We start from the raw sequence: 20,900 nt of genomic DNA on the forward strand, positions 1-20,900 counted from the left end.
TCAGCTCCCGCGGTAGGTGGAATAGGCGAACGGGGACAACAGCAACGGGACGTGATACCCCCGCTGCGGGTCGTCGAGGACGAACGTGACGGTCACCTCCGGGTAGAACGTCTCCCGGCCGCGGGCGGCGAAGTAGTCGCCGGTGGCGAAGACCAGCGAATAGGTGGCTGCGGTCAAGCCGTCCGGCGCGATCTCGGCGATGCGGCCGTCCGAATCGGTCGTCGCGCTCGCGAGGACGTCGCCGGCCGAGGACACCAGCTGCACGTGCACCCCCGTCGCGGGTGCGCCGTCGGTGGCGTCCAGTACGTGGGTGCTCAGGATCTTGGACATCAGGGGACCGTGTCTCCGATCTCGCCGAGAAGGCGTTCCAGGCGCAGCCGGTTGATGGCGGCGAGTTCGGTCCGCAGGATCGTGCGTTCCGTCGCGGCGTCGTTGCCGAGACGCGCGTGCAGCACGTCGAGTAGTTCCTGCGCCGACCGACCGGACGCGCACACCAGGTAGACGTGCCCGAATTTCTGCTCGTACTCCTCGTTACCCGACCGCAGGCGCGCGCGGACGTCGTCGTCGGCGGACGCGACCGCCGACTGTTCGCGCGCCGACGACGGGTTGTCCGCGCGGTCGCCGATCCGCGGATGACCGGCCAGGGCCGCGTCGATCTCGGACTCGGTCAGGTCGGCCAGGACGTCGTCGGCGGCGGTGTGCAGCGCGTCGGCGGACGGGAACGGCCTGCCTGCGGCCATCCGCTGCGCCCACACCGTCGACGCGCAGCACTGCACCAGGAGGTCGGCGGCCCGCGCGTCGCTCAGCGCGTTGAACGCGATCAGGCCGGGCGGTTCGGTCATGACGGCTCCTCGCTCGTGCGCCTTTTCGGTACCTCTGGCTACCACTATGGCGCACAGACCGCAGCCATTCGGGGTCAGCGACCGAAACCCTCGAGCAGTCCGGTGTACTTCTTGGGCAGGGGAGCCGCGAACTCGCCGCGCGCGCCGGTCCGCAGACCGAGCGTGACGAGGGACTGCACCATGAGGGTCGCGGCCGCCACGCCGTCGACCACCGGCACGCCGAGTTCCGCCGAGATGGCCGCGCACAGGTCCGCCATGCCCGCGCAGCCCAGCACGATCGCGTCCGAACCGTCCCGGTCGAGGGCGACGCGGCAGGCCTCGGTGATCACCTTCACCGCATCCGGGTCGCGGTCGAGGTCGAGGACCGCGATCTCGCACGCGTGCACCCCGAGGCAGAAGCGTTGCATGCCATACCGTTCGGCGAGTTCCCACGCCCGCCCCCGGGTGCGTCCCAGTGTGGTGACGACACTGAACCCGCGGCCCAGGAAGCTCGCGGTGTGCATGGCCGCCTCGGCGATGCCGAGCACGGGGCCGGAGGCCAGTTCCCGGGCCGCGTCGAGGCCCGGATCGCCGAAGCAGGCGATCACGTACCCGTCCACGCCGGCCTCCTCGCCGCGCGCGATCTCCTCGAGAAGCCCGGGGACACTGAGTGCTTCGTCGTAGTGACTCTCGATGGAGGCGGGGCCCATCTGCGGGCTCACCGCCTCCACGAGCGTCCCGGGCCCGGCGACGGAGCGGGCGCAGTCGCCGATCTTGTCGGTCATCGCCCGGGTGGTGTTGGGATTGACGATCTTGATGTGCACGTTCCTCGACCTACACCTCGGCCGGGCCCGTGCGGTGCGCACGACGCGCGCCGGTGGACAGCGCGAAATAGCAGAGGAATCCGATGCCCATGCCCAGGAACCACGAGTACTGGGCGGCGCCGGCCATGCCCCACACGTCGAGTCCGAACGGCTGGGCCTTGAGGATCACGGGAACCATCGCGACGAGCGCGCCGACGACGGTGGAGATGATCGCGGCCGGGTTGTAACCCTTCTTGTACCAGTATGTTCCGTCGTGCGACATGGTGAACATGTCGTCGAGGACGATCCGCTGCCTGCGCACCAGGTAGTAGTCCGCGATGAGGATTCCGAACAGCGGCCCGATGAAGGCGCCGAGCGTCTCGAGCGTGTAGTGGATCACCTCCGGGTTGTTGTACAGGTTCCACGGGGTGATCAGGACGGATCCGACGGCGGCGATCATTCCGCCCGTGCGCCAGCTGATGCGCTGCGGGCTGACGTGCGAGAAGTCGAATGCCGGGGACACGAAGTTGGCGACGATGTTGATACCGATGGTGGCGACGATGAAGGTGAGCAGACCGAGGACGACGGCGAACAGGTTGTCCATCTGCGCGACCGTCTCGACCGGATCGGTGATCAGGCGGCCGTACACGGGCAGGGTCGCGGACGCGGTGACGACGGTGAGGATCGAGAAGAACAGGAAGTTCACCGGGAGGCCGAGGAAGTTGCCGCGCTTGACCGCGGCGAACGTCTTTCCGTACCGGGAGAAGTCGCCGAAGTTGAGCATCGGGCCCGAGAAGTACGACACGACAAGGGCGATCGCACCCAGCACCACGGGCACCGCCGACCAGCCGGTGTAGTTCACCTCGCCGAGGTTCAGGCTGATGTTCGACCAGCCGGCTTCGCTGATCAGGTAGATGGCGAGCATCAACATCACGACGTAGACGGCGGGGCCGCAGAAGTCGATGAACTTGCGGATGCTTTCCATGCCGCGCCAGAAGACCAGCGCCTGCAGCACCCACATCGTCATGAACCCGGCCCAGCCGAGCGCCGACAGTCCGAGGAATCCGTGCTCGTGCACGTCCGCCCAGGGCGCCAGGCCCGGCCAGATCTTCAGACCGAGGATCACGAACGCGTGCGACGCCAGGTAGGTCTGGATTCCGTACCAGGCCACCGCGATGAGGCCGCGGATGACGGCCGGGACGTTCGCGCCCAGGACGCCGAAGGCGCTGCGGCACATGACCGGGTAGGGGACACCGGTGACCTGGCTGGGTTTGGCCACCAGGTTCGCGAACACGTTGACGATCGCGATGCCGACCACCAGGGCGACGAGGACCTGCCAGCTGGTCAGCCCGAGCGCGAACAGGCTGCCCGCGGTGACGTATCCGCCGACGCTGTGCACGTCGGACATCCAGAACGCGAAGATGTTGTACGACGACCACGACTGGGTCTTCAGCGGCGCGAGGTCGTCGTTGGTCAGTCGCGGGTGGTAGCCGGGTTTGATCAGCCCGGCGCCGGCCAGGTGTGCACCGGGGACGGTTTCCCCTTCGGAGGAGGAGGGCGCTGTCTGAGTCATCGTTTTGCTCCCTGGTGCAGTCCGGAGACGACTGCTTCGACGTGAGGGTGCCTCGGTGAAAAGCACACCACCGAAGCGCTGGGAGCAAAAGTAGTTTTCGGATATTTCCTGACTGTGACGGCGAAGATATATTCTCGCGGGCGCCGATCGGGCCCAGAATATATCTTGCCGGACGGCCTACCCGGGCGTGTCCCGGAAGATTCCGGTGTCCGTGGGCAGGGCCGCGATCACCGTGTCGAGTTGTTCGTTGTGCCGATCGGTGGCCGCCTTCAGCGCGGCGGCGTCCCGGGCGAGGAACGCCGCGAGCATGTCGCGGTGCCCGAGGTGCAGCCGCAACCGCTCCGGGGTGTCGACCTGCGACATCGGCTGCACCGGCTCGGTGATGTTCCACGCCGCCTCGAACATGTGCAGCAGCCGCTGCATCCGGCACGGCGACGCCAGGGCGAGGTGGAAGTTGCGGCTCTCCCGGTGGTACGCCGTCAGGTCGTCCTCGAGAACCGAGCGGTCGAGCGCCGCGTACGTCTCCCGGGCCCTCGTGTCGTCGGCCTCGTCGGCGAGGGTGATGGCCACCGAGTGCGCCGCCGACTCGAGGACGCCCCGCACCAGGTAGAGCTCTTCGAGTTCGTCGACGGTCAGCCGGGCGACGGTGTACCCGGCGTTGGCCCGGTGATCGACGAGACCCTCGCCGATCAGCGTCTTCAGCGACTCCCGGATCGGGATGCGGCTGACACCGAAATGCTCGGCCACCTCGTCCACCGGAATCGGGGTGCCCGGCGGGGCGCCGCCGCTGAGGATCACCCGGCGCAGTTCCTCCAGGATCACGGTCTGCGAGCTGCCGGGATCCCGGTTGGCCAGGTTCGTGACCAGCAAGGACGGTCTTCGCGGGGGCATCGGGCCGTCCTCAGGCCGGGTGGACGGCGCGCCAGTGGCGGGCGATCTCGATGCGGCGGGCGACCCACACGTCGTCGTGGGACTGCACGTGGTCGAGGAAACGCTCCAGCGCCGCGGTGCGGGCGGGCCTGCCGACGATGCGGCAGTGCAGACCCACGGACAGCATCTTCGGCGCCCCGGCCGTGCCCTCCGCGTACAGAACGTCGAAGGCGTCCCGCAGGTGCGCGAAGAACTGCTCGCCGCTCGGGAAACCGCCAGGGGATGCGAACCGCATGTCGTTGGTGTCGAGGGTGTACGGCACCACCAGGTGGTCGACGAGGCCCTTCCCGGGGGCGTCGACCTTCACCCAGTAGGGCAGGTCGTCGGCGTACGAGTCGGAGTCGTACTCGAAGCCACCGTGCTCGACCACCAGCTTCCGGGTGACCGGGGAGTCGCGGCCGGTGTACCAGCCCAGCGGGGCCTCGCCGGTGAGGTCCCGCAGGATCTCCACCGCCTCCGCCAGGTCCCTGCGTTCGGCGTCCTCGTCGGACAGCTGGTACGACTTCCACCACAGGCCGTGGCAGGCAATCTCGTGACCGAGTTCGCGAAAGGCGCTGACGGCCTCCGGGTTCCGCTGCATGGCCTTGGCCACCGCGAAGATCGTGAGCGGCAGTCCGCGCCGCTCGAACGCCCGGAGCACCCGCCACAGTCCGGCGCGGGAACCGTATTCGTAGATCGATTCCATGCTCATGTGCCGGTTCGGGAACGGCTGCGCACCGACCATCTCGGACAGGAACGTCTCCGACGCGTCGTCGCCGTGGAGGACGTTGTTCTCGGCGCCCTCCTCGTAGTTGAGGACGAACTGGACGGCAATCTTCGCGCCGCCCGGCCACTGCGGATCGGGCGGGTGCGGCCCGTATCCGACCAGGTCACGTGGATAGCTGTCGTCGAAACCGTGGGTCATGCCGTCAACCCTGCCCGACCCGCCTCGGTCAGGGAACCCCACAACCGCAACCGCGCCATGCCGCCGTCCGGGAAGATGTCGAGCCGGGCCTCCGTGACGGGCCGGTCGCTGTCGATGACGAAGCGGTGCCTCGTGTCGGGCTGCAGGCGCGTCCGCGGCAGCAGTTCCGTCCACTCGCCGTCGTCGTCCCGGCCGAGGAGGCTCGCCTCGCCGGGGGCATTGCCGAGGAAGTAGGAGGTGTCGAGTTCGGCCAGCGACACCGTGCCCTGGGCGGCGAGCCGGATCTCGACCCAGTCGTTGCCGTCGTCGCGGCGGCGGGACGTCTCCCAGCCGTCGCCCATCACCCGGGCGAGACCGGGGAGCAGCATGTTCTGCGGCGAACCGTAGAACATGTTGGAACAGGACGTGACTCGGGCGCCGTTCTCGAGGGCCGCGAGATCGACGGGGCCCGCGTCGAGGAAACGGGGGTCGGGACGGCCCTCGCCGTGCACGCGGAGCCGGGCGACACCGCCGTCCGGGTGCATCGTGAGCTTCACGTGCGTCCACCGTGCGTCGGAGTCGACCGCGAACGGATTCTCGGTGTCACCCTGAACGGGGCTGCGCTCGACGATCGTGGTCCAGTCGGCGGCGACCAGTTCGTCGGCGGACGGGTAGCCGTCGACGGACGCGGCCTGCACGGAGATCTCGGGCGGGTAGTTGCCCTTGAACCAGGCGGTGTCGACCACGACGCCGCGCACCACACCGGGAACCCCGAGCCGGACGATCGCCTCGTCCGTGCCCGTCACGCGTCGCCGCCGGGTCTCCCAGCCGTCGTACACCTGACCCTTGTGCCCGAATGTCGCCGGCTGGTACTCGGCGGCCGTCGGGCGGATGAGGTTCTCCCGCTCGGCGAACAGCTCGTCGTTGGCCCACACGACGGCGCCGCCGAGTGTGCGTACGGCCAGGTCCGGCAGAATCCGGAAGCTGGGCGGGGTCAAAGCGTTCGGGGTCACGGGTGCTGCTACCTCCTGATCGGGCGTGGGCCAAGTGTAGGACCTCGGCGGGGGTGGTGCGGGTGGTCCTCGTGGCCGGGGAGGCGGTCAGATCTCCGGAACCACCGCCCGGGTGAGGAGGTCGCGGAGCGTGTCCACCGTGCATCCCGGGGCCTGCGCACGGACCGCGTCCTCGTCGAACGCGCCGCACGCCAGCCCCCGCAGCACCACCGTCGCGAGGGCCTGCGCGGTGGCCGGTTCGTCCATCACCCCGCCGCCCTGGCGGTCGAGGTAGGCCTGCAGGCGGGTGGCCGCGGCGGGCAGCGCGTCGCGGTAGAAGTCGAACGTCGCGAGCCAGCGAGTGATCAGATGTCCGGGATGCATGTCCCATCCCTGGTAGTACCCGCGTTCGAGCGACCGGGTGACGAGCCGGTAGTGCCGGGCCAGCGCCGCGCGGATCTCCTCGTCGCTGCCCTGCGGGACCACCTGGGTGGATCCGTCGCACACCCACACCCCGGTCTGGGCCGCCGCCACCAGCATGACGGACTTGGCGTGGTCGGCCACCGGGTGCTCGAGCGACTGGAACCGGGAGGCGATTCCGCAGGCCGCGCTGTAGTCGTAAGTGCCGTAGTGCAATCCGGTGCAGCGTCCCTCGGCGAGCTGGATCGCCTTCGCGACGGTCACGGTGCCGTCCGGCCCGAGGACGGCCTGCGGGCTCTCGATCTGCAACTCGAAGCGCAGCGACCCGTCGGGAAGCCCGTACGCGCTCTCCAGTTCCTCGCACAACGCGACGACGGCGGTGACCTGCTGGGCCGCACGCAGTTTCGGCACGGTGAACACGAAGCCGTCGGGAACCCCACCCGCGCCTTCGAGGACGAGTTCGAGCGTGCGGATGCCGCGGCGGCGCTCGTGCGGCGCCAGGCCCTTCGCGCGGATCCCCAGCGACCGCGGCCCGGACGGGTCGGACGAGAGTTGTCGCAGCGTGCGACCCGTCTCCAGTGCGGCCGCGTCCTCGACGTCGTCGCTCCGCCAGCCGTAGCCGTCCTCGAAGTCGATCCGCAGATCCTGGATCGGACTGCGCCCCAGCGTCGCGCGCACGTCGGGAAGTGCACCGGTCGTGCCGATTTCGGACAGCGCATCCGCGTACCTGTCCAGCAGTTCGACAGCCTGCTCACCCCACACCCTCGGGGTGTCCGGACCGGCGTCCGCCGCGCTCACGTAGACGGTGTGGATGGGCTGCGGTTGCTGCCGATCACCCGGAAACGCCGCCGCGAGGTCGTCGTCGACGGGCGCGAGGAGTGCGTCGACGCGATCGAAACCGCTGTCGGGGAGACGGCTGAGGTACTGGGGGTTCACGTCACGATCTTCCCAGAAATGCGGGATTCTCGTCGCCTGGTCTGCCGCGTTCGGGCCGTCGCGCCGCACAGTCTCCCTGCTCACATCTGCTTGTCGCCCGAGACTCTCCGTTCGTAGTGTCTCCTTCCGTGGATGTAGAGGTTCTGCTGGACGACGCGCAGCGCTCGGCCGCGGCCGTCCTGGACGAGACCGCCGACGGCCTGGCACAGGGGAGACCCGGGGTTCGCGGCGTGTACCTGTGGGGGCCCGTCGGACGGGGCAAGACGTGGCTGATGGATCGCTTCCACACGGCTTCCGACGTCCCGAAACGGCGGGTGCACTTTCACTCGTTCTTCCGAGGCCTCCACGCCGACGCGCACACGCTGGGGTCCATCGACCTCGCGATCGACGCGGCGCTGGGCGACGTCCGGTTGCTGTGCTTCGACGAGTTCCACCTCCACGACGTCGGGGACGCGATGCTGGTGGCGCGCCTGCTGAAGGCACTGTTCGCCCGCGGCATCACGCTGGTCGTGACGTCGAACTATCCACCGGACGGGCTGTTGCCGAATCCGCTGTTCCATCACCTGTTCGCGCCGTCGATCGCCGTGCTGGAACGGAATCTGACCGTCGTGAGGGTGGCCGGACCCGTCGACTACCGCACCGCGGGAGCGCCGGCTGCCGGATTCGCTGCGGGCCGGTTCGTCCCCGCGTCCGCAATCGAGGGTCCCGCGCCGTCCGAGCGGGTCGCCCTGACCGTCGGCACGCGCACCGTGACGGCAGCGGCGGTACGCGACCGGACGGTCTGGTTCGAGTTCGCGGCGCTGTGCGGCACCCCGACCGCGCCCGCCGACTACCTCGACCTGTCCGAGCGGTTCGGCTGCTGGGTGATCACCGGTGTGCCCCGACTGCGGGAGGCCGGCGCGGACACCGTGCGGCGGTTCGCGAACGTCGTCGACGTGCTGTACGACCGCGGCACCGCGCTGACCGTCGTGGCGGACGCGCCGTGGGAGGGCATGTTCAGCGGACTCACGGGGACCCTCGACGTCGACCGCCTGGTGAGCCGGTTGTCGACGCTGAGTCGGTGACCGCCGAGGCAGACCCGAAGATCTGCCCCGGCGGTGGATCGATCAGACGTACCGGCTGTAGGCGGGGAGGTCCAGCTGGCCGTTGCCGGACAGTCCGATGACCACGACCTCCGGTTCGGTGACCGTGCGGGCGTGCGCGATGGCCGCGGCCACACCGTGCGTGGATTCCGGCGCGGGGATGATGCCCTCGGCGCGGGCGAACAGCAGGCCCGCGGTGAGTGCGTCGTCCTGCTCGATCGCGGTCGCCTCCATCAGTCCGAGCGCGACGGCGTGCGAGACCATCGGCGACATGCCGTGGTACCGCAGACCGCCCGCGTGGATCGCAGGCGGAACGAAGTCGTTGCCGAGCGTATACATCTTCAACAGCGGCGTCAGCCCCGCGACGTCGCCGAAGTCGTAGCGGTACTCGCCCTGCGTCAGCGACGGGCAGGCCGCCGGCTCACACGCGACGAGGCGGGTGGTGGTGCCTTCGCGCAGGTTGCGGCCGAGGAACGGGAAGGTCAGGCCGGCAAGGTTGGAACCGCCCCCGGCGCAACCGAATACCGTGTGCGCGACAGGCTCGCCCGCCTCCTCCAGCTGGGCCATCGCCTCCTGGCCGATCACGGTCTGATGGAGCATGACGTGGTTCAGGACACTGCCCAGCGAGTAGTGCGCCTGCGGATCCTTGGCGGCCACCTCGACGGCCTCGCTGATCGCCATCCCCAGCGACCCCGTCGTGTCGGGGTGCTCGGCGAGAATCGCCCGGCCCGCGTCGGTGAGGTCGGACGGCGACGGATGACAGATGCCGCCATAGGCCTCCATCTGGAGTCGGCGGTACGGCTTCGCGTCGTAGGACGCGCGGACCTGCCACACCTCGACGTCGAGACCGAGTAGCGCACCGGCGAACGACAGCGACGCGCCCCACTGGCCGGCGCCGGTCTCGGTGGTGAGCTTGGTGGTGCCCTCGAGTGCGTTGTAGTAGGCCTGCGCGACAGCCGTATTCGGCTTGTGCGAGCCGACCGGGCTCACACCCTCGTACTTGTAGTAGATCCGTGCAGGCGTGCCGAGCACCCGTTCGAGCCGATGCGCCCGCACCAGCGGCGACGGGCGCCACATGCCGTAGATCTCCCGAACCGTCTCGGGAATCTCGATGTAACGGTCGGTCGCGACTTCCTGCTCGATCAGGCTCGCCGGAAACAGCGGTGCCAGGTCCTCCGGTCCCAGCGGCTCCCGTGTACCCGGATGTAGATGCGGTGGAACGGGTTCCGGAAGATCCGCCGCCAGGTTGTACCAATGCGTGGGAACGGCCGAGGGAACCGCCACCCCCAGGGGTTCCAATGAACGAGCCAGTTCGGCTCCGGTTACCGGGGACATGGTCAAGTAACTCTCCTTCGTCGATGGATGCGTCCCGAACATGCTGCGCCGTCCGCCGCCGTGAACGAGTGATTTTCACGGTCTCCGCGTGTCACGATGGAGGGGCAACTCGGGAGTGAGGATGCCGGACCGTCGGGTGATGAGCAGGGTCGTCCACACGGTCGCCCTGCTGGCGGCCGTCGTGACGGTCACCCTTGTGGTCAGGGCGGTCCCCGCACCCGACACCCCGGCCACGACTGCGGAGCCGGGTGCGGGGGCGACGCGGGCGCTGGTCGTCCTGTCCGCGATCGCCGTCGTCGTCGCGGCCGTGGCGCTCGCGTCGGCCGTCCGCGGTGGACGGCCCCGGGTCGCCCCCGACCCGCCGACGGTCGGGCCGACCGGGAACACCGGGTCCTCGGTCTCGCGCCGGCACGTGGTCGGGTGGGCGGTGTTCGCCTCCCTTCTCGTGGCTGCGGCGTTCCTCCTCGGATCCGTCCGCGGCGACGAACCCCCGGGCCGTCAGCAGTCGACATCGAGCCAGGCCACCGACGAGGGGGCCGACCGCACCGACCAGGTGGCGCCCGGCGAGACCGTCCCGCCGCCCGACACGGTCGCCGAGGCCCGCGAGGACCTCGCGGAATTATGGACCGCGGCAGCGATTGTCGGACCGATCCTGGTGACGGTGCTGATCCTCGGTGGCGTCGCGCGGCGTCCCCTCCGGTCCCGGGTCGGCGCCTGGACCGCGGCGAGTTCCCCCGACGCTCCGGCAGGCGCGCAGTCGTTGGCCCGGGCCGCGGAGGAAGGTCTCGCCGTGGTCGTGGCCACCGGTCTGCCGCCGCGCGAAGCCATCATCGCCAGTTACGCCGCGATGGAGGACGCTTTGCGGACGGCGCCGGGCGCCGAGCCGCGGGATTCGGACACGCCGTCCGAAGTGCTGTCTCGCGCAGTGCAACTCGGGGCGCTGCGCTTCGAGGCGGCGGCCCCGCTGGTCCGGCTGTTCTCGGAGGCGCGGTTCAGCCTGCATCCGATGGGCGAACACCACCGTGACGAGGCCGCGCACCTGCTCCGGCGCGTGCTCGACGACCTGGGGAGCGACGCATGCTCGCCGTCGCCGTAATCGGTGTCGCAGCGGTACTGGCCGTGGAGGTCCCACTGGTGGCCGCGGGCCGGTACGGCGCCGCCGTGCTGATCGCGGGAGCGGTGACCGCACTGGTGCTCTTCGAGATTCGGCGACGGATGGCACCGGCAGACGTCGACGACGAGACGTCGGGCCTGGAAGCGGAACGGGCCGAGGCGACGGCTCGTTGGATGGCGCGGACGGAATCGTTGATCAGCTGGGCGGACGGTACACGCGGCGACTGGGATCACCATCTGCGTCCGTTGCTGGCGCGCGAATTCCAGCAGTCCACCGGACAGCGGCAGGGACTCGACCCCGCCGACACCGCGGCGGCCGGTGAAGTGTTCTTCGGCGACCTGTGGCGGTGGGTCGATCCCGACGGCGTCCAGCGCGTCGACAGGACGGAGCCCGGTCCGGGCCGGGACGTCCTCGACCGGATCCTGCAACGACTGGAGCAGCTGTGACGATGCCCGCCGAGGTCACCACCGCGCGCGCCCACGCCGTGCTGGCGGAGGTCGAACGGGCGGTGGTCGGCAAGCACGACGAACTCACGTCGATTCTGCTCGCCGTGCTCGCGGGCGGACACGTGCTCATCGAGGATCTGCCCGGACTCGGAAAGACGTTGGTGGCCCGCTCTTTCGCCGCGGCTCTCGGGCTCGACTTCACACGCGTCCAGTTCACCCCCGACCTGCTGCCCGCCGACCTACTCGGCGCCACCATCTACGACATGCCGTCGGGACGGTTCGAGTTTCGTCCGGGCCCGATCTTCACCAACCTGCTGCTGGCCGACGAGATCAACCGCACCCCGCCCAAGACACAGGCCGCGCTGCTCGAGGCCATGGCCGAGGGGCAGGTCAGCGTCGACGGCACCACCCGGATCCTGCCGCGTCCCTTCGTCGTGCTCGCCACCGACAACCCCATCGAATACGAGGGCACCTACCCGCTGCCGGAGGCGCAGCTGGACCGGTTCACGCTCCGCCTGAGACTGGGGTACCTCACCGAGACCGACGAGCACGAGATGCTACGCCGCCGGCTGGACAGGGGATCCGCCGCCGTCGTCGTCGAGCAGGTGGTCGATGCCGCAGACCTCCTGGCGATGCGGGAGTCGCTCGAACAGGTCAGTGTTCATCACGACGTCCTCGGCTACGTCGTCGCACTCGCGAACGCCACCCGGCACCACCCGCAGGTCGAGGTCGGGGCCAGTCCCCGCGCCGAACTCGACCTCGTCCAACTGGCGCGGGCACGCGCCCTCCTCGCCGGCCGGGACTTCGTCATTCCCGAAGACATCAAGGCGCTGGCCGTTCCCGCCGTTGCGCATCGCATCAGCCTGCGGCCGGAGATGTGGGTGCGCCGTATCCGCAGCGACGACGTCCTCGCGGAACTGTTGCGCCGCCTCCCCGCGCCGAGGGCACGATGACGGAGCAGCCTCTGACGTGGCGGGCGTCGCCGGCGGCCCTCGCCCTGGCGACCTGCGCGGCCGTGGCACTGACCGTGGGCGTCGTGGGGCGGTGGTGGGAACTGACGGTGTTCGCCGCCCCGATGCTGGGCGCGCTCGGTGCGCTGACGTGGCTGCCGCGACCGGCCACCGGAGTGCGGGTCGCCAGTTCGGGCGGCACGCTGCGGTGCTTCGAATCCGAATCCGTGCGGTTCTCGGTGGACGTGACGGCGTGCGGCGGCGCGGCGGAACTGGCGGTGACACCGGCGCCGTCCGACAGCTATCGGGTCGAGCAGACCGGCGACGGCGAGTACCTGGTGTCGGCGGACCGGTGGGGCCGATACGAACCCGCCGTGATCGTCACGGCGCGCGCGGGCGGCGGCCTGCTGACCGCGACGGCGCGGGTGCCCGCCGCGGAACTGCGGATCTTTCCGCTCGCACCGCCGATGCCGACGCCACTCCCGCACGCCCCGCTTCCGGACCGCATCGGCGCACATCGCACTCGCCGATTCGGTTCGGGAGTCGAATTCGGCGACATCCGGCCGCACGCCCCGGGAGATCCGCTGCGCAGCGTCAACTGGCCCGTCAGTGCCCGGCGCGGCAGGCTCCACGTGACCGAACGGATCATGGACCGCGCCGCGGACGTCGTCGCCGTACTCGACACCACCCCGCAGGCGCCCGGCCCGGCGTCGGAGAGTCTGCACCGCACCGTCCGCGGGGCGACGCAGGTGGTGCAGACCGCCCTGCAACGCGGCGATCGGGCCGGGGTCGTCGCCCACGGTCTCCGGCTGCGGTGGCTCGGCGCCGACATCGGGCGCAGGCAGTTCTACCGGATCCTCGACACCGTCCTCGACTCCGACGAGGGCGCGGCTGAAGGCACGCTGGTCCCGCGGGTCGCGTTGCCGCCGCGAGCGGTGGTCATCGCGTTCTCCACCATGCTGGACACCGGGTTCGCGCTGTCGCTGCTGGAGTTGCGGCGGCGCGGTCACGTCGTCGTGGCCGTCGACGTCCTGCGCGGTCCGCCGTTCGAGCACGAACTCGATCCGATGACCGGCCGGATGTGGCGGCTCGAGCGGCGGAACATGTACCGGAACATGGGTGTCCTCGGGGTCCCGGTGGTGGCGTGGGACGACGATTCCGCACTGGATCTGGCGCTGGCCCTCGCGGACCGGGCCCGCAGGCCGTCGGGAGCGCACCGATGAGATGGGTTGCGGTGCTCGCGGTGCAGGGGGCGCTCATCGCGCTCGTCCTGGGGGACGCGTCCGCGCCCGCGGCGGCCGCTGCCGGGGTCGCGGCGACAGCACTGCTGCTCGTCGCCTACGTCGGCCCCGCCCGGGGCATCCCGACGCTACTGCTGGGGGCCGTCGCCGCCGGCACCGTGGCCGTGCTGGCGGCGGCACTGCCGGATGTGCCCGCGTGGGCGGCCCTGCTCGGACCGGTCGCGGTGGTGGTGCTGTTCGTCGTCGCGGTGTGGCCGTACGTCGGCGGCCGTCAGAACCGGCGGATGCTGTAGATGTGGAACTGCGACAGCGGCGCCAGACCCACCGGAACGCCGCGCCCGTACGCGTTGAAGACCTGACCGAAGCCCGCGTAGATACCGATGTGCGAGGCGTCGTCGTTGAGCACCACGATGTCGCCGGGAGCCAGCGCCCACAGCGGAATGGGGGCACCGACCTCGGCCTGCTCCCAGGTGGTGCGCGGCAGGTTCACCCCGGCCTGCCGGAATGCCCATTGCACCAGACCCGAGCAGTCCCACGCGTCCGGACCCGTCCCACCCCACAGATAGGGCTTGCCCGTCTGGGTCGTCGCGGCCGCGAGCGCGGCCAGCCCCGTCGGAGTGGGAATGGGCGTCGGGAGGACGGACGAACCCATCGAACTGCCGCCGGTGCTGCCGCTGTCGGAACTGCCCGCCACCGGTGCGGCATTCGCGGGAAGAGCGACGAGAGCGGTCGCACAGAACGCGAGAGCACCGGCAACGGCGGCACGGCGCACGGGACGGAGAGGACTGCGCTGGGACACGAGGTCCCCCCTTTGTTCGCTACTGCTCGTGAAGAGCCGTGGAACCGCCCCGACCATCGGTTGACACGTCTCGATGAGGTCACGGACAGCGTACAAAGTGTTGCGGCGTCGTGCCTGACAATTGCGAATATCCGCCCGAACTGGGCGAATTCGGTCAAATTTCGGTAACTGTCACCCCTCGGTCAGGGTCAGGACCACGTCGGCCAGGGCCGGGGCGTGACCGCGCTCGGGGACCGTCGCCGAGATGAGGAGTCTTCCCTGTTCCTTCCAGATCCGCGTGTGCAGGGTCTCGCCGGGGAACACGACGCCGGCGAACCGGACCCGGAATCCCGCGACCTGCGCTGCGTCCGAGTCGAGGACCGCGTCCACGGCCGCCTTGCACACCATTCCGTACGTGCATAGGCCGTGCAGGATCGGGGCGGGAAAACCTGCGGCGGAAGCGAACTTCGGGTCGGAATGCAGGGGGTTGCGGTCACCGCACATCCGATATAGCAGTGCCTGCTGCGGGAGGACGGGGGTGTCGACCTCGACGTCGGCGGGCCGGTCGGGCAACGTGACGGACCGGGACGGGCCGCGCTCACCGCCGAAACCGCCTTCGCCGCGGGCGAAGATGGACGACCGCCCGGTCCACAGGGGGGTGCCGTCGAGGTCGGTGGTCGCCGATTCCTGCACGATGACGGCGGCCTTGCCCTTGTCCCACACCTCGGCGATGCGGGTGGTGGTGCGGGCCTTGCCCTCCGGGGGAATCGGCCGGTGCACCGTCACTTCCTGGGTGCCGTGGACCACCTTGGCGAGGTCGATCTCGACTCCCGGGAACGACACGCTCGGCGCCTCGGTGGCGTGGAAATTCGCCGCGACCGTGGCGAACGTCGGAAGTACCTGCGGTGTCCCGTCGGTCAGGTAGCGCAACTCCCTCTCGTCGAGCGGGCGCGCTCCGGCGCCGAGGGCGAGGTGGTAGTGCTGGACGTCGGAACTCGTCCAGGAGAACTCCTGGGTGGGCAGTTCGGCCCCGAGGGCGATGTTCGGATCAATGGGCATTGGTGGCGTCTCCGGTCAGTGACGTCGGCGAATCGGACTGGGCGGACTTGTCGAGGATATCGAGGACCGCGAGGTAGCCGAACGTCATCGCCGGACCGATGGTCGCGCCGGGGCCGGCGTAGGTGTGGCCCATCACCGGACCGCTGGCATTGCCCACCGCGTAGAGGTTCTCGATGGTGCTGCCGTCCGCCCGGAGCACGCGGGCGTTGCGGTCGGTGCGGAGCCCGCCCTTGGTGCCGAGGTCGCCCGGAACCATCTTGACGGCGAAGAACGGCGCCTTCTCGAGCGCGCCGAGGCTCGGGTTCGGCTTGTTGCGGGGATCCCCGTAGTAATGGTCGTATCCGCTCTCGCCGCGGCCGAAGTCCTCGTCCTTGCCAATGCGGGCGAAAGTGTTGAAGCGCGAGACCGTTTCGGTGAGCGCGTCGACGGGCACGCCGATCTTCCCGGCCAGTTCGGCGACGGTGCCCGCCTTGACGATGACACCGGCCTTCAGCCAGCGACCGGGGAACGGAGACCGCGGGGTGACGCCGGCGAACGCGTACCGGTCGCGGTACCGCTGGTCGAGGACGAGCCAGCACGGGACGTTCTCACCCGGTCCGTCGCCCTGGCCGTACGTCCCGCCGTACATCGCGTGCGTCGCCTCGACGTACGGTGCCGATTCGTTGACGAAGCGCTTGCCGGATTCGTTGATCATGATGCAGCCGGGCAGGCTCCGCTCGGACAGCGCGAACCACGGCCCGCCGGTGAGCGGGATGGACGGCCCCCACCACGCATCCTCCATCAGATCGAGCGCGGCACCGAGCTTTTCGCCCGCCCAGATGCCGTCGCCCGTGTTGGCCTTCGCGCCGACGGTCCATTCGGTGCCGATCGGCGCCCGCTGGTACTTCTTGCGGGCCTCGTCGTTGTGCTCGAAGCCGCCCGACGCGATCACCACGCCGCGGCGCGCCCGGAACACCTGCGGCTGTCCGTCGACCGTGGCGTTGACGCCCTTGACCACACCGTCTTCCACGTACAGGTCGGTGAGCGGGGTGTCGAGCAGGATCGGGACGCCGGCGGCCTTCAGTCCGGCCTGCAATCCGGCGACGAGGGCCTGACCGCGGACGAGCAGGCGTTTGCCGGTGAGTTTGGCGCCGAGGAACCGGAGCCCGACCCGGGCGGCCCGCAGCGGACCGCGCGGGTTGCGCATCAGCAGGTTCAGCCAGCGGTAATCCGCCTGGGTGATCACGAAATTCGACGGGGCCTTGACGTAATCGGGTTCGAGCTTCGCGAGGTCGGCGCCGAGTTTCCGGCCGTCGAACGGGGTCGGCTCGACGGACCGCCCGCCGAGCCGACCGCCGGGCGCCTCCGGGTAGTAGTCGGAGTATTCGGGCACCCACTGCAGTTTCAGCGGGCTGTTCTTCAGCACGAACGACAGCATCTCGGGGCCGCGGTCGATGTAGGCGTCGATCCGGTCCTTCGGGACGACGTCGCCAATGATGCTGTGGAGGTAGGTCCGCGCGGCGTCGGTGGTGTCCTCGACGCCTGCGGCGATCAGCGCCTCGTTGTTCGGGATCCAGACGCCACCGCCGGAGCGTGCGGTGGAGCCACCGAAGTGCGCTGCCTTTTCGAGGATGACGACGCTGAGTCCCTTGTGGGCCGCGGTCAGGGCCGCGGTCATTCCACCGGCACCGCTACCGACGACCACGATGTCGTATTCGTGCTTGCTCATGTAGAACACGTTATAGAATGATGGGGTTGTCAGTCTATCCTTTCTGCCAGGAAGTATTACTGACGCCAACGAAGAAGAACGAAACACGTTGCAGTGAAAACCGGTGGGCGTGCGCACCTAAACGAACTTCAGGGAAGGCCTCAGACCATGCTCTCGACGCAACTACGCACCGAGTTGGCGGATCAGCTCGACGCCGCGGAGCGCGGCCGCGCTCCCATCGGCCCCCTGACCGCGGACCATCCCGACATCGACGTCGTCGACGCCTACGAGATCCAGCTCCTCAACATCCGCCGCCGGCTGCAGGACGGCGCGAAGGTCGTCGGGCACAAGGTCGGCCTGTCGTCGCTCGCCATGCAGCAGATGATGGGCGTCGACGAACCCGACTACGGGCACCTGCTCGCCGACATGGAGGTGTTCGAGGACCAGCCCGTCGACACCGCCCGGTTCTGCTTCCCCCGCGTCGAGGTGGAGGTCGCGTTCGTGCTGGGCGCCGACCTCCCCGGCGCAGGCTGCACCGAACAGGACGTCCTCGACGCCACCGTGGCATTCGCGCCGTCCATCGAACTGATCGACAGCCGGATCACCGACTGGAAGATCACGCTGCCGGACACGATCGCCGACAACGCGTCGTCCGCCGGCTTCGTGCTCGGCAAGAACCGGGTGCGGCCGGCGGACATCGACATCAAGGCCATCGACGCCGTCCTGACGAGCAACGGCGAGACCAAGGCCGAGGGCCGCAGCGACGCGGTACTCGGCAACCCGGTGACCGCCGTCGCCTGGCTCGCGCAGAAGGTCGAGAGCTTCGGCGTGCGGTTGAAGGCCGGCGACATCGTACTGCCCGGCTCCTGCACCCGCGCCATCGACGCGCACCCGGGCGATCACTTCCGCGCCGAGTTCAGTGGGCTCGGCACCGTATCCCTGCAGTTCAAGTAGGAGTCTGTTCATGACCAAGGCAAGTGTGGCGATCGTCGGCTCGGGCAACATCAGCACCGACCTGCTCTACAAGCTGCAGCGATCCGAGTGGCTCGAACCCCGCTGGATGATCGGGATCGACCCCGAGAGCGAGGGCCTGGCACGGGCCCGCACGATGGGGCTGGAGACGTCCGCGGACGGCGTCGACTGGTTGCTGAACCAGCCGGAGAAACCCGACCTCGTCTTCGAGGCCACGTCGGCGTACGTGCACCGGGAGGCCGCACCGCGGTACGAGGCCGCGGGCATCCGCGCCGTCGATCTCACCCCCGCCGCCGTCGGACCGGCCGTGGTCCCGCCCGCGAACCTGCGTGAACACCTCGGCGCCCCCAACGTCAACATGATCACGTGCGGCGGGCAGGCCACGATCCCGATCGTGTACGCCGTCTCCCGCGTCGTCGACGTGCCCTACGCCGAGATCGTCGCGTCGGTGGCGTCCGTCTCCGCGGGCCCGGGCACCCGCGCCAACATCGACGAGTTCACCAAGACCACCAGCCGCGGCATCGAGACCATCGGCGGAGCGCAGCGCGGCAAGGCCATCATCATCCTCAACCCCGCCGACCCGCCGATGATCATGCGCGACACGATCTTCTGCGCGATCCCCGAGGACGCCGACCGCGCCGCCATCACGGAGTCCATCCACCGCGTCGTGGCGGACATCCAGCAGTACGTCCCTGGCTACCGGCTACTGAACGAACCCCAGTTCGACGACCCGAGCGTCGTGTCGGGCGGGCAGGCGACGGTCACGACGTTCGTCGAGGTGGAGGGTGCAGGCGACTTCCTGCCGCCGTACGCGGGCAACCTCGACATCATGACCGCGGCGGCAACCAAGGTGGGCGAGGAGATCGCCCAGAAACTCCTGAGTGTGGAGGCATGAGCACTATGGTCCATTTCGAAGGGGCGAGCGGAGCGACGGGAAATATGAGCAGCAGCTGGGACATCCGCGTCACCGACACCTCCCTGCGGGACGGTTCGCACCACAAGCGGCACCAGTTCACCGGTGACGAGGTCCGGGCCATCGTCGGTGCCCTCGATGGCGCCGGGGTCCCCGTCATCGAGGTGACCCACGGCGACGGACTCGGTGGGTCCTCGTTCAACTACGGGTTCTCCAAGGTGCCGGAGCAGGAACTCATCTCGATCGCCGTCGACACGGCGAAGAACGCGAAGATCGCGTTCCTGATGCTGCCGGGCCTCGGCATCAAGGACGACATCATCGTCGCCCAGGACAACGGCGCGTCGATCTGCCGCATCGCCACCCACTGCACCGAGGCGGACGTGTCCGTCCAGCATTTCGGGCTGGCCCGCGACCGCGGCCTCGAGACCGTCGGCTTCCTGATGATGGCGCACTCCATCCCACCGGAGAAGCTCGCCGAGCAGGCCCGCATCATGGCCGACGCCGGCTGCCAGTGCGTGTACGTCGTCGACTCCGCGGGCGCCCTCGTGCTCGAGCAGGTGTCGGACCGCGTCGAGGCACTGGTGCAGGAACTCGGCTCCGACGCGCAGGTCGGCTTTCACGGTCACGAGAACCTCGGCCTCGGCGTGGCCAACTCGATCGCCGCGATCCGGGCGGGCGCCAAGCAGATCGACGGCAGCACAAGACGATTCGGTGCCGGTGCCGGAAACGCGCCGGTCGAGGCGATCGTCGGTGTCTGCGACAAGATCGGTGTCAAGACGGGCATCGACTTCTTCGCCATCGCCGACGCCGCCGAGGACGTGGTGCGGCCCGCGATGCCAGCCGAATGCCTCCTCGACCGGCAGGCCCTGATGATGGGGTACGCGGGCGTCTATTCGAGCTTCCTCAAGCACGCCGAACGCCAGGCCGAGCGGTACGGCGTCTCGTCCGCCGAACTCCTCGTCCGCGCGGGCAAACGCAAACTCGTCGGCGGCCAGGAAGACCAGCTCATCGACATTGCGCTCGAACTGCAGCGCGAGAATGCGGCTGCGCCGCCCGTGAGTACTTCTTAACGTCCGGCGGTTAACAAGTACTCACGGGTCAGCGGGCGGTCTCCCACAGCCCGACGACGTTGCCCTCGGAATCGGTGAAGTACGCGGCGAAACCCATGTTCCCGACGGGTGTTCTGCCGGTGACGGTCTTCCCGCCGAGGGATTCGATCCGTTCGAGGGCGGATTCGATGCTCTCGACGTCGACGGTGACCACGGGGGAGGTCACCTCCCCGCGCTGCATCATGCCGCCGTTGATGTAGCCGGGCTCGTCGGGCATGCCGCTCTCGCCGACGGGTCCGGTGGTGACCATGCTGTATTCCATGTCAGGGATCTCAGCGATGACCCACCCGAATGCGTCGCGATAGAACGCACGTGCGCGGTCACCGTCGTCGAAGGGGATCTCGAAGTGCACGATTCGGCCTGTCATGGCACGCCTCCGCGGTTCGGCTGACGCCGCCGCGTCCGACGGCACATTCCAGCGTAAGCGCCCGATGTGACATTCGTGCAGCTCCTGACTGCACGAATGTCACATCGGGCGATCTACCCGGGCGCGCGGGCACCGGCGACTATTCGACTCGATCTCGCACGTCGATGAACCCCTCCATCACCGCGTGATCGATGCTGTCCCACAGCCGCGGGCACCCTTCCCGGAGCGCGGTGGACTTTCCCTCGCCGACGGCGTCCCGGAAGATCGGGCACGTCTTCGCGGGGTCGTCCGTCCACTGGACGCTCGTGTGCTCGAGGCTGTTCTTGCGCACCAGCACACAGGTTCCGCACGTACGGCACTCGACTTCGTTCATGCCGTCGTCGAGGTAGGTGGCCTTGTCGGCCACCGTCTGCGCTCGAATGGCCTCGAGCCGAGCAGGCTGCCCGGCGAAGTCGGGAGCTTTGGCCCATTCGGTCGAGGCACTCATGA

The 20,900-nt window shown here is 69.3% G+C and carries 23 protein-coding genes; 9 read left to right on the forward strand and 14 right to left on the reverse strand.

The genetic code is table 11. The annotated features are described in order from the left end of the window. The 8 genes from uraH to I1A62_RS31915 form a co-directional block, all read right to left on the reverse strand. Window positions 1–330, reverse strand: a complete 330-nt coding sequence (gene uraH, locus I1A62_RS31880; RefSeq protein WP_219456259.1) for a hydroxyisourate hydrolase — start codon at window positions 328–330, stop codon at window positions 1–3. Further along, window positions 330–842 (reverse strand): 2-oxo-4-hydroxy-4-carboxy-5-ureidoimidazoline decarboxylase, encoded by a 513-nt coding sequence (gene uraD / locus I1A62_RS31885; RefSeq protein WP_219456261.1) that lies wholly within the window; start codon window positions 840–842, stop codon window positions 330–332. Before uraD ends, uraH begins: the two co-directional genes overlap by 1 nt. 74 nt (window positions 843–916) lie before the next feature. Continuing rightward, window positions 917–1,645, reverse strand: coding sequence for an aspartate/glutamate racemase family protein (locus tag I1A62_RS31890; protein ID WP_219456262.1), 729 nt, complete (start codon window positions 1,643–1,645; stop codon window positions 917–919). A 10-nt stretch (window positions 1,646–1,655) separates the two neighbouring features. Continuing rightward, a complete protein-coding gene (locus tag I1A62_RS31895) occupies window positions 1,656–3,197 on the reverse strand; it encodes an NCS1 family nucleobase:cation symporter-1 (RefSeq protein WP_219456264.1) in 1,542 nt (513 codons plus the stop codon). A 177-nt stretch (window positions 3,198–3,374) separates the two neighbouring features. Further along, entirely contained in the window at window positions 3,375–4,088 is a 714-nt protein-coding gene (locus I1A62_RS31900) for a GntR family transcriptional regulator (RefSeq protein ID WP_072939418.1), read from the reverse strand. 10 nt (window positions 4,089–4,098) lie between these two features. After that, entirely contained in the window at window positions 4,099–5,031 is a 933-nt protein-coding gene (gene puuE / locus I1A62_RS31905) for an allantoinase PuuE (protein ID WP_219456265.1), read from the reverse strand. Then, complete coding sequence (alc, locus tag I1A62_RS31910) at window positions 5,028–6,023, reverse strand: allantoicase (RefSeq protein WP_219456267.1); 996 nt, start codon at window positions 6,021–6,023, stop codon at window positions 5,028–5,030. Before alc ends, puuE begins: the two co-directional genes overlap by 4 nt. A gap of 87 nt (window positions 6,024–6,110) precedes the next feature. Then, on the reverse strand, window positions 6,111–7,358 hold the full coding sequence (locus tag I1A62_RS31915; protein WP_219456268.1) for an aldolase/citrate lyase family protein: 1,248 nt from the start codon (window positions 7,356–7,358) through the stop codon (window positions 6,111–6,113). A 146-nt stretch (window positions 7,359–7,504) separates the two neighbouring features. On the opposite strand from I1A62_RS31915, the gene zapE reads away from it, so the two are divergent. Next, window positions 7,505–8,422 carry a cell division protein ZapE gene (gene zapE / locus I1A62_RS31920; protein ID WP_124396316.1) on the forward strand — a complete coding sequence of 306 codons (918 nt, stop codon included), beginning with the start codon at window positions 7,505–7,507 and terminating at the stop codon, window positions 8,420–8,422. A 42-nt stretch (window positions 8,423–8,464) separates the two neighbouring features. Here the strand turns inward: zapE and I1A62_RS31925 are convergent, their stop codons facing one another. Continuing rightward, complete coding sequence (locus I1A62_RS31925) at window positions 8,465–9,775, reverse strand: TrpB-like pyridoxal phosphate-dependent enzyme (RefSeq protein WP_374710846.1); 1,311 nt, start codon at window positions 9,773–9,775, stop codon at window positions 8,465–8,467. Between the two features lie 121 nt (window positions 9,776–9,896). Between I1A62_RS31925 and I1A62_RS31930 the strand changes: the two genes are divergently transcribed. Genes I1A62_RS31930 through I1A62_RS31950 form a run of 5 tightly spaced genes read left to right on the forward strand, consistent with a single transcriptional unit; the run spans window position 9,897 to window position 13,819 of the window. Next, the gene (locus I1A62_RS31930; protein WP_219456271.1) at window positions 9,897–10,871 is read left to right on the forward strand and encodes a DUF4129 domain-containing protein; all 975 of its coding nucleotides are present in this window, start codon (window positions 9,897–9,899) and stop codon (window positions 10,869–10,871) included. Further along, on the forward strand, window positions 10,853–11,335 hold the full coding sequence (locus I1A62_RS31935; RefSeq protein WP_124396295.1) for a hypothetical protein: 483 nt from the start codon (window positions 10,853–10,855) through the stop codon (window positions 11,333–11,335). Before I1A62_RS31930 ends, I1A62_RS31935 begins: the two co-directional genes overlap by 19 nt. Further along, entirely contained in the window at window positions 11,332–12,288 is a 957-nt protein-coding gene (locus I1A62_RS31940; protein WP_087559456.1) for a MoxR family ATPase, read from the forward strand. The genes I1A62_RS31935 and I1A62_RS31940 overlap by 4 nt, the downstream gene beginning before the upstream one ends. After that, on the forward strand, window positions 12,285–13,508 hold the full coding sequence (locus I1A62_RS31945) for a DUF58 domain-containing protein (RefSeq protein WP_219456273.1): 1,224 nt from the start codon (window positions 12,285–12,287) through the stop codon (window positions 13,506–13,508). The genes I1A62_RS31940 and I1A62_RS31945 overlap by 4 nt, the downstream gene beginning before the upstream one ends. Beyond that, entirely contained in the window at window positions 13,505–13,819 is a 315-nt protein-coding gene (locus I1A62_RS31950; protein WP_124396298.1) for a hypothetical protein, read from the forward strand. The genes I1A62_RS31945 and I1A62_RS31950 overlap by 4 nt, the downstream gene beginning before the upstream one ends. On the opposite strand, the gene I1A62_RS31955 is transcribed toward I1A62_RS31950, so the two are convergent. The 3 genes from I1A62_RS31955 to kstD form a co-directional block, all read right to left on the reverse strand. Beyond that, window positions 13,798–14,298: a C40 family peptidase gene (locus I1A62_RS31955; RefSeq protein ID WP_276137956.1), complete on the reverse strand. Its 501-nt coding sequence runs from the start codon at window positions 14,296–14,298 to the stop codon at window positions 13,798–13,800. The genes I1A62_RS31950 and I1A62_RS31955 overlap by 22 nt on opposite strands. A gap of 198 nt (window positions 14,299–14,496) precedes the next feature. Beyond that, window positions 14,497–15,363 (reverse strand): MaoC/PaaZ C-terminal domain-containing protein, encoded by an 867-nt coding sequence (locus I1A62_RS31960; RefSeq protein WP_219456276.1) that lies wholly within the window; start codon window positions 15,361–15,363, stop codon window positions 14,497–14,499. Next, on the reverse strand, window positions 15,353–17,071 hold the full coding sequence (kstD, locus tag I1A62_RS31965) for a 3-oxosteroid 1-dehydrogenase (RefSeq protein WP_219456278.1): 1,719 nt from the start codon (window positions 17,069–17,071) through the stop codon (window positions 15,353–15,355). Before kstD ends, I1A62_RS31960 begins: the two co-directional genes overlap by 11 nt. A 147-nt stretch (window positions 17,072–17,218) precedes the next feature. Between kstD and I1A62_RS31970 the strand changes: the two genes are divergently transcribed. Genes I1A62_RS31970 through dmpG form a run of 3 tightly spaced genes read left to right on the forward strand, consistent with a single transcriptional unit; the run spans window position 17,219 to window position 20,005 of the window. Continuing rightward, window positions 17,219–18,004 (forward strand): 2-keto-4-pentenoate hydratase, encoded by a 786-nt coding sequence (locus tag I1A62_RS31970; RefSeq protein ID WP_124396302.1) that lies wholly within the window; start codon window positions 17,219–17,221, stop codon window positions 18,002–18,004. Window positions 18,005–18,014: 10 nt separating this feature from the next. After that, window positions 18,015–18,917, forward strand: a complete 903-nt coding sequence (locus tag I1A62_RS31975; protein ID WP_219456280.1) for an acetaldehyde dehydrogenase (acetylating) — start codon at window positions 18,015–18,017, stop codon at window positions 18,915–18,917. A 44-nt stretch (window positions 18,918–18,961) separates the two neighbouring features. Further along, window positions 18,962–20,005 carry a 4-hydroxy-2-oxovalerate aldolase gene (gene dmpG, locus I1A62_RS31980; protein ID WP_219461537.1) on the forward strand — a complete coding sequence of 348 codons (1,044 nt, stop codon included), beginning with the start codon at window positions 18,962–18,964 and terminating at the stop codon, window positions 20,003–20,005. A gap of 28 nt (window positions 20,006–20,033) precedes the next feature. On the opposite strand, the gene I1A62_RS31985 is transcribed toward dmpG, so the two are convergent. Then, window positions 20,034–20,411, reverse strand: a complete 378-nt coding sequence (locus tag I1A62_RS31985; RefSeq protein WP_072939361.1) for a VOC family protein — start codon at window positions 20,409–20,411, stop codon at window positions 20,034–20,036. 139 nt (window positions 20,412–20,550) lie between these two features. Next, entirely contained in the window at window positions 20,551–20,898 is a 348-nt protein-coding gene (locus I1A62_RS31990; protein WP_219456281.1) for a hypothetical protein, read from the reverse strand. Window positions 20,899–20,900 lie beyond the last annotated feature (2 nt).

This window comes from Rhodococcus sp. USK10, assembly GCF_019378875.1.
In the GTDB taxonomy this organism is placed as follows: domain Bacteria; phylum Actinomycetota; class Actinomycetes; order Mycobacteriales; family Mycobacteriaceae; genus Rhodococcus_F; species Rhodococcus_F pseudokoreensis.

Bases quoted from the DNA above. Each gene is read 5' to 3' on its own strand.
- I1A62_RS31985 (WP_072939361.1), bottom strand. From the start codon at position 20,411: ATGACAGGCCGAATCGTGCACTTCGAGATCCCCTTCGACGACGGTGAC.
- I1A62_RS31925 (WP_374710846.1), bottom strand. From the start codon at position 9,775: ATGTCCCCGGTAACCGGAGCCGAACTGGCTCGTTCATTGGAACCCCTG.
- puuE (WP_219456265.1), bottom strand. From the start codon at position 5,031: ATGACCCACGGTTTCGACGACAGCTATCCACGTGACCTGGTCGGATAC.
- I1A62_RS31945 (WP_219456273.1), top strand. From the start codon at position 12,285: ATGACGGAGCAGCCTCTGACGTGGCGGGCGTCGCCGGCGGCCCTCGCC.
- I1A62_RS31900 (WP_072939418.1), bottom strand. From the start codon at position 4,088: ATGCCCCCGCGAAGACCGTCCTTGCTGGTCACGAACCTGGCCAACCGG.
- I1A62_RS31930 (WP_219456271.1), top strand. From the start codon at position 9,897: ATGCCGGACCGTCGGGTGATGAGCAGGGTCGTCCACACGGTCGCCCTG.
- I1A62_RS31935 (WP_124396295.1), top strand. From the start codon at position 10,853: ATGCTCGCCGTCGCCGTAATCGGTGTCGCAGCGGTACTGGCCGTGGAG.
- dmpG (WP_219461537.1), top strand. From the start codon at position 18,962: ATGAGCAGCAGCTGGGACATCCGCGTCACCGACACCTCCCTGCGGGAC.
- I1A62_RS31975 (WP_219456280.1), top strand. From the start codon at position 18,015: ATGACCAAGGCAAGTGTGGCGATCGTCGGCTCGGGCAACATCAGCACC.
- I1A62_RS31990 (WP_219456281.1), bottom strand. From the start codon at position 20,898: ATGAGTGCCTCGACCGAATGGGCCAAAGCTCCCGACTTCGCCGGGCAG.
- uraD (WP_219456261.1), bottom strand. From the start codon at position 842: ATGACCGAACCGCCCGGCCTGATCGCGTTCAACGCGCTGAGCGACGCG.
- I1A62_RS31895 (WP_219456264.1), bottom strand. From the start codon at position 3,197: ATGACTCAGACAGCGCCCTCCTCCTCCGAAGGGGAAACCGTCCCCGGT.
- I1A62_RS31970 (WP_124396302.1), top strand. From the start codon at position 17,219: ATGCTCTCGACGCAACTACGCACCGAGTTGGCGGATCAGCTCGACGCC.
- kstD (WP_219456278.1), bottom strand. From the start codon at position 17,071: ATGAGCAAGCACGAATACGACATCGTGGTCGTCGGTAGCGGTGCCGGT.
- uraH (WP_219456259.1), bottom strand. From the start codon at position 330: ATGTCCAAGATCCTGAGCACCCACGTACTGGACGCCACCGACGGCGCA.
- I1A62_RS31960 (WP_219456276.1), bottom strand. From the start codon at position 15,363: ATGCCCATTGATCCGAACATCGCCCTCGGGGCCGAACTGCCCACCCAG.
- I1A62_RS31950 (WP_124396298.1), top strand. From the start codon at position 13,505: ATGAGATGGGTTGCGGTGCTCGCGGTGCAGGGGGCGCTCATCGCGCTC.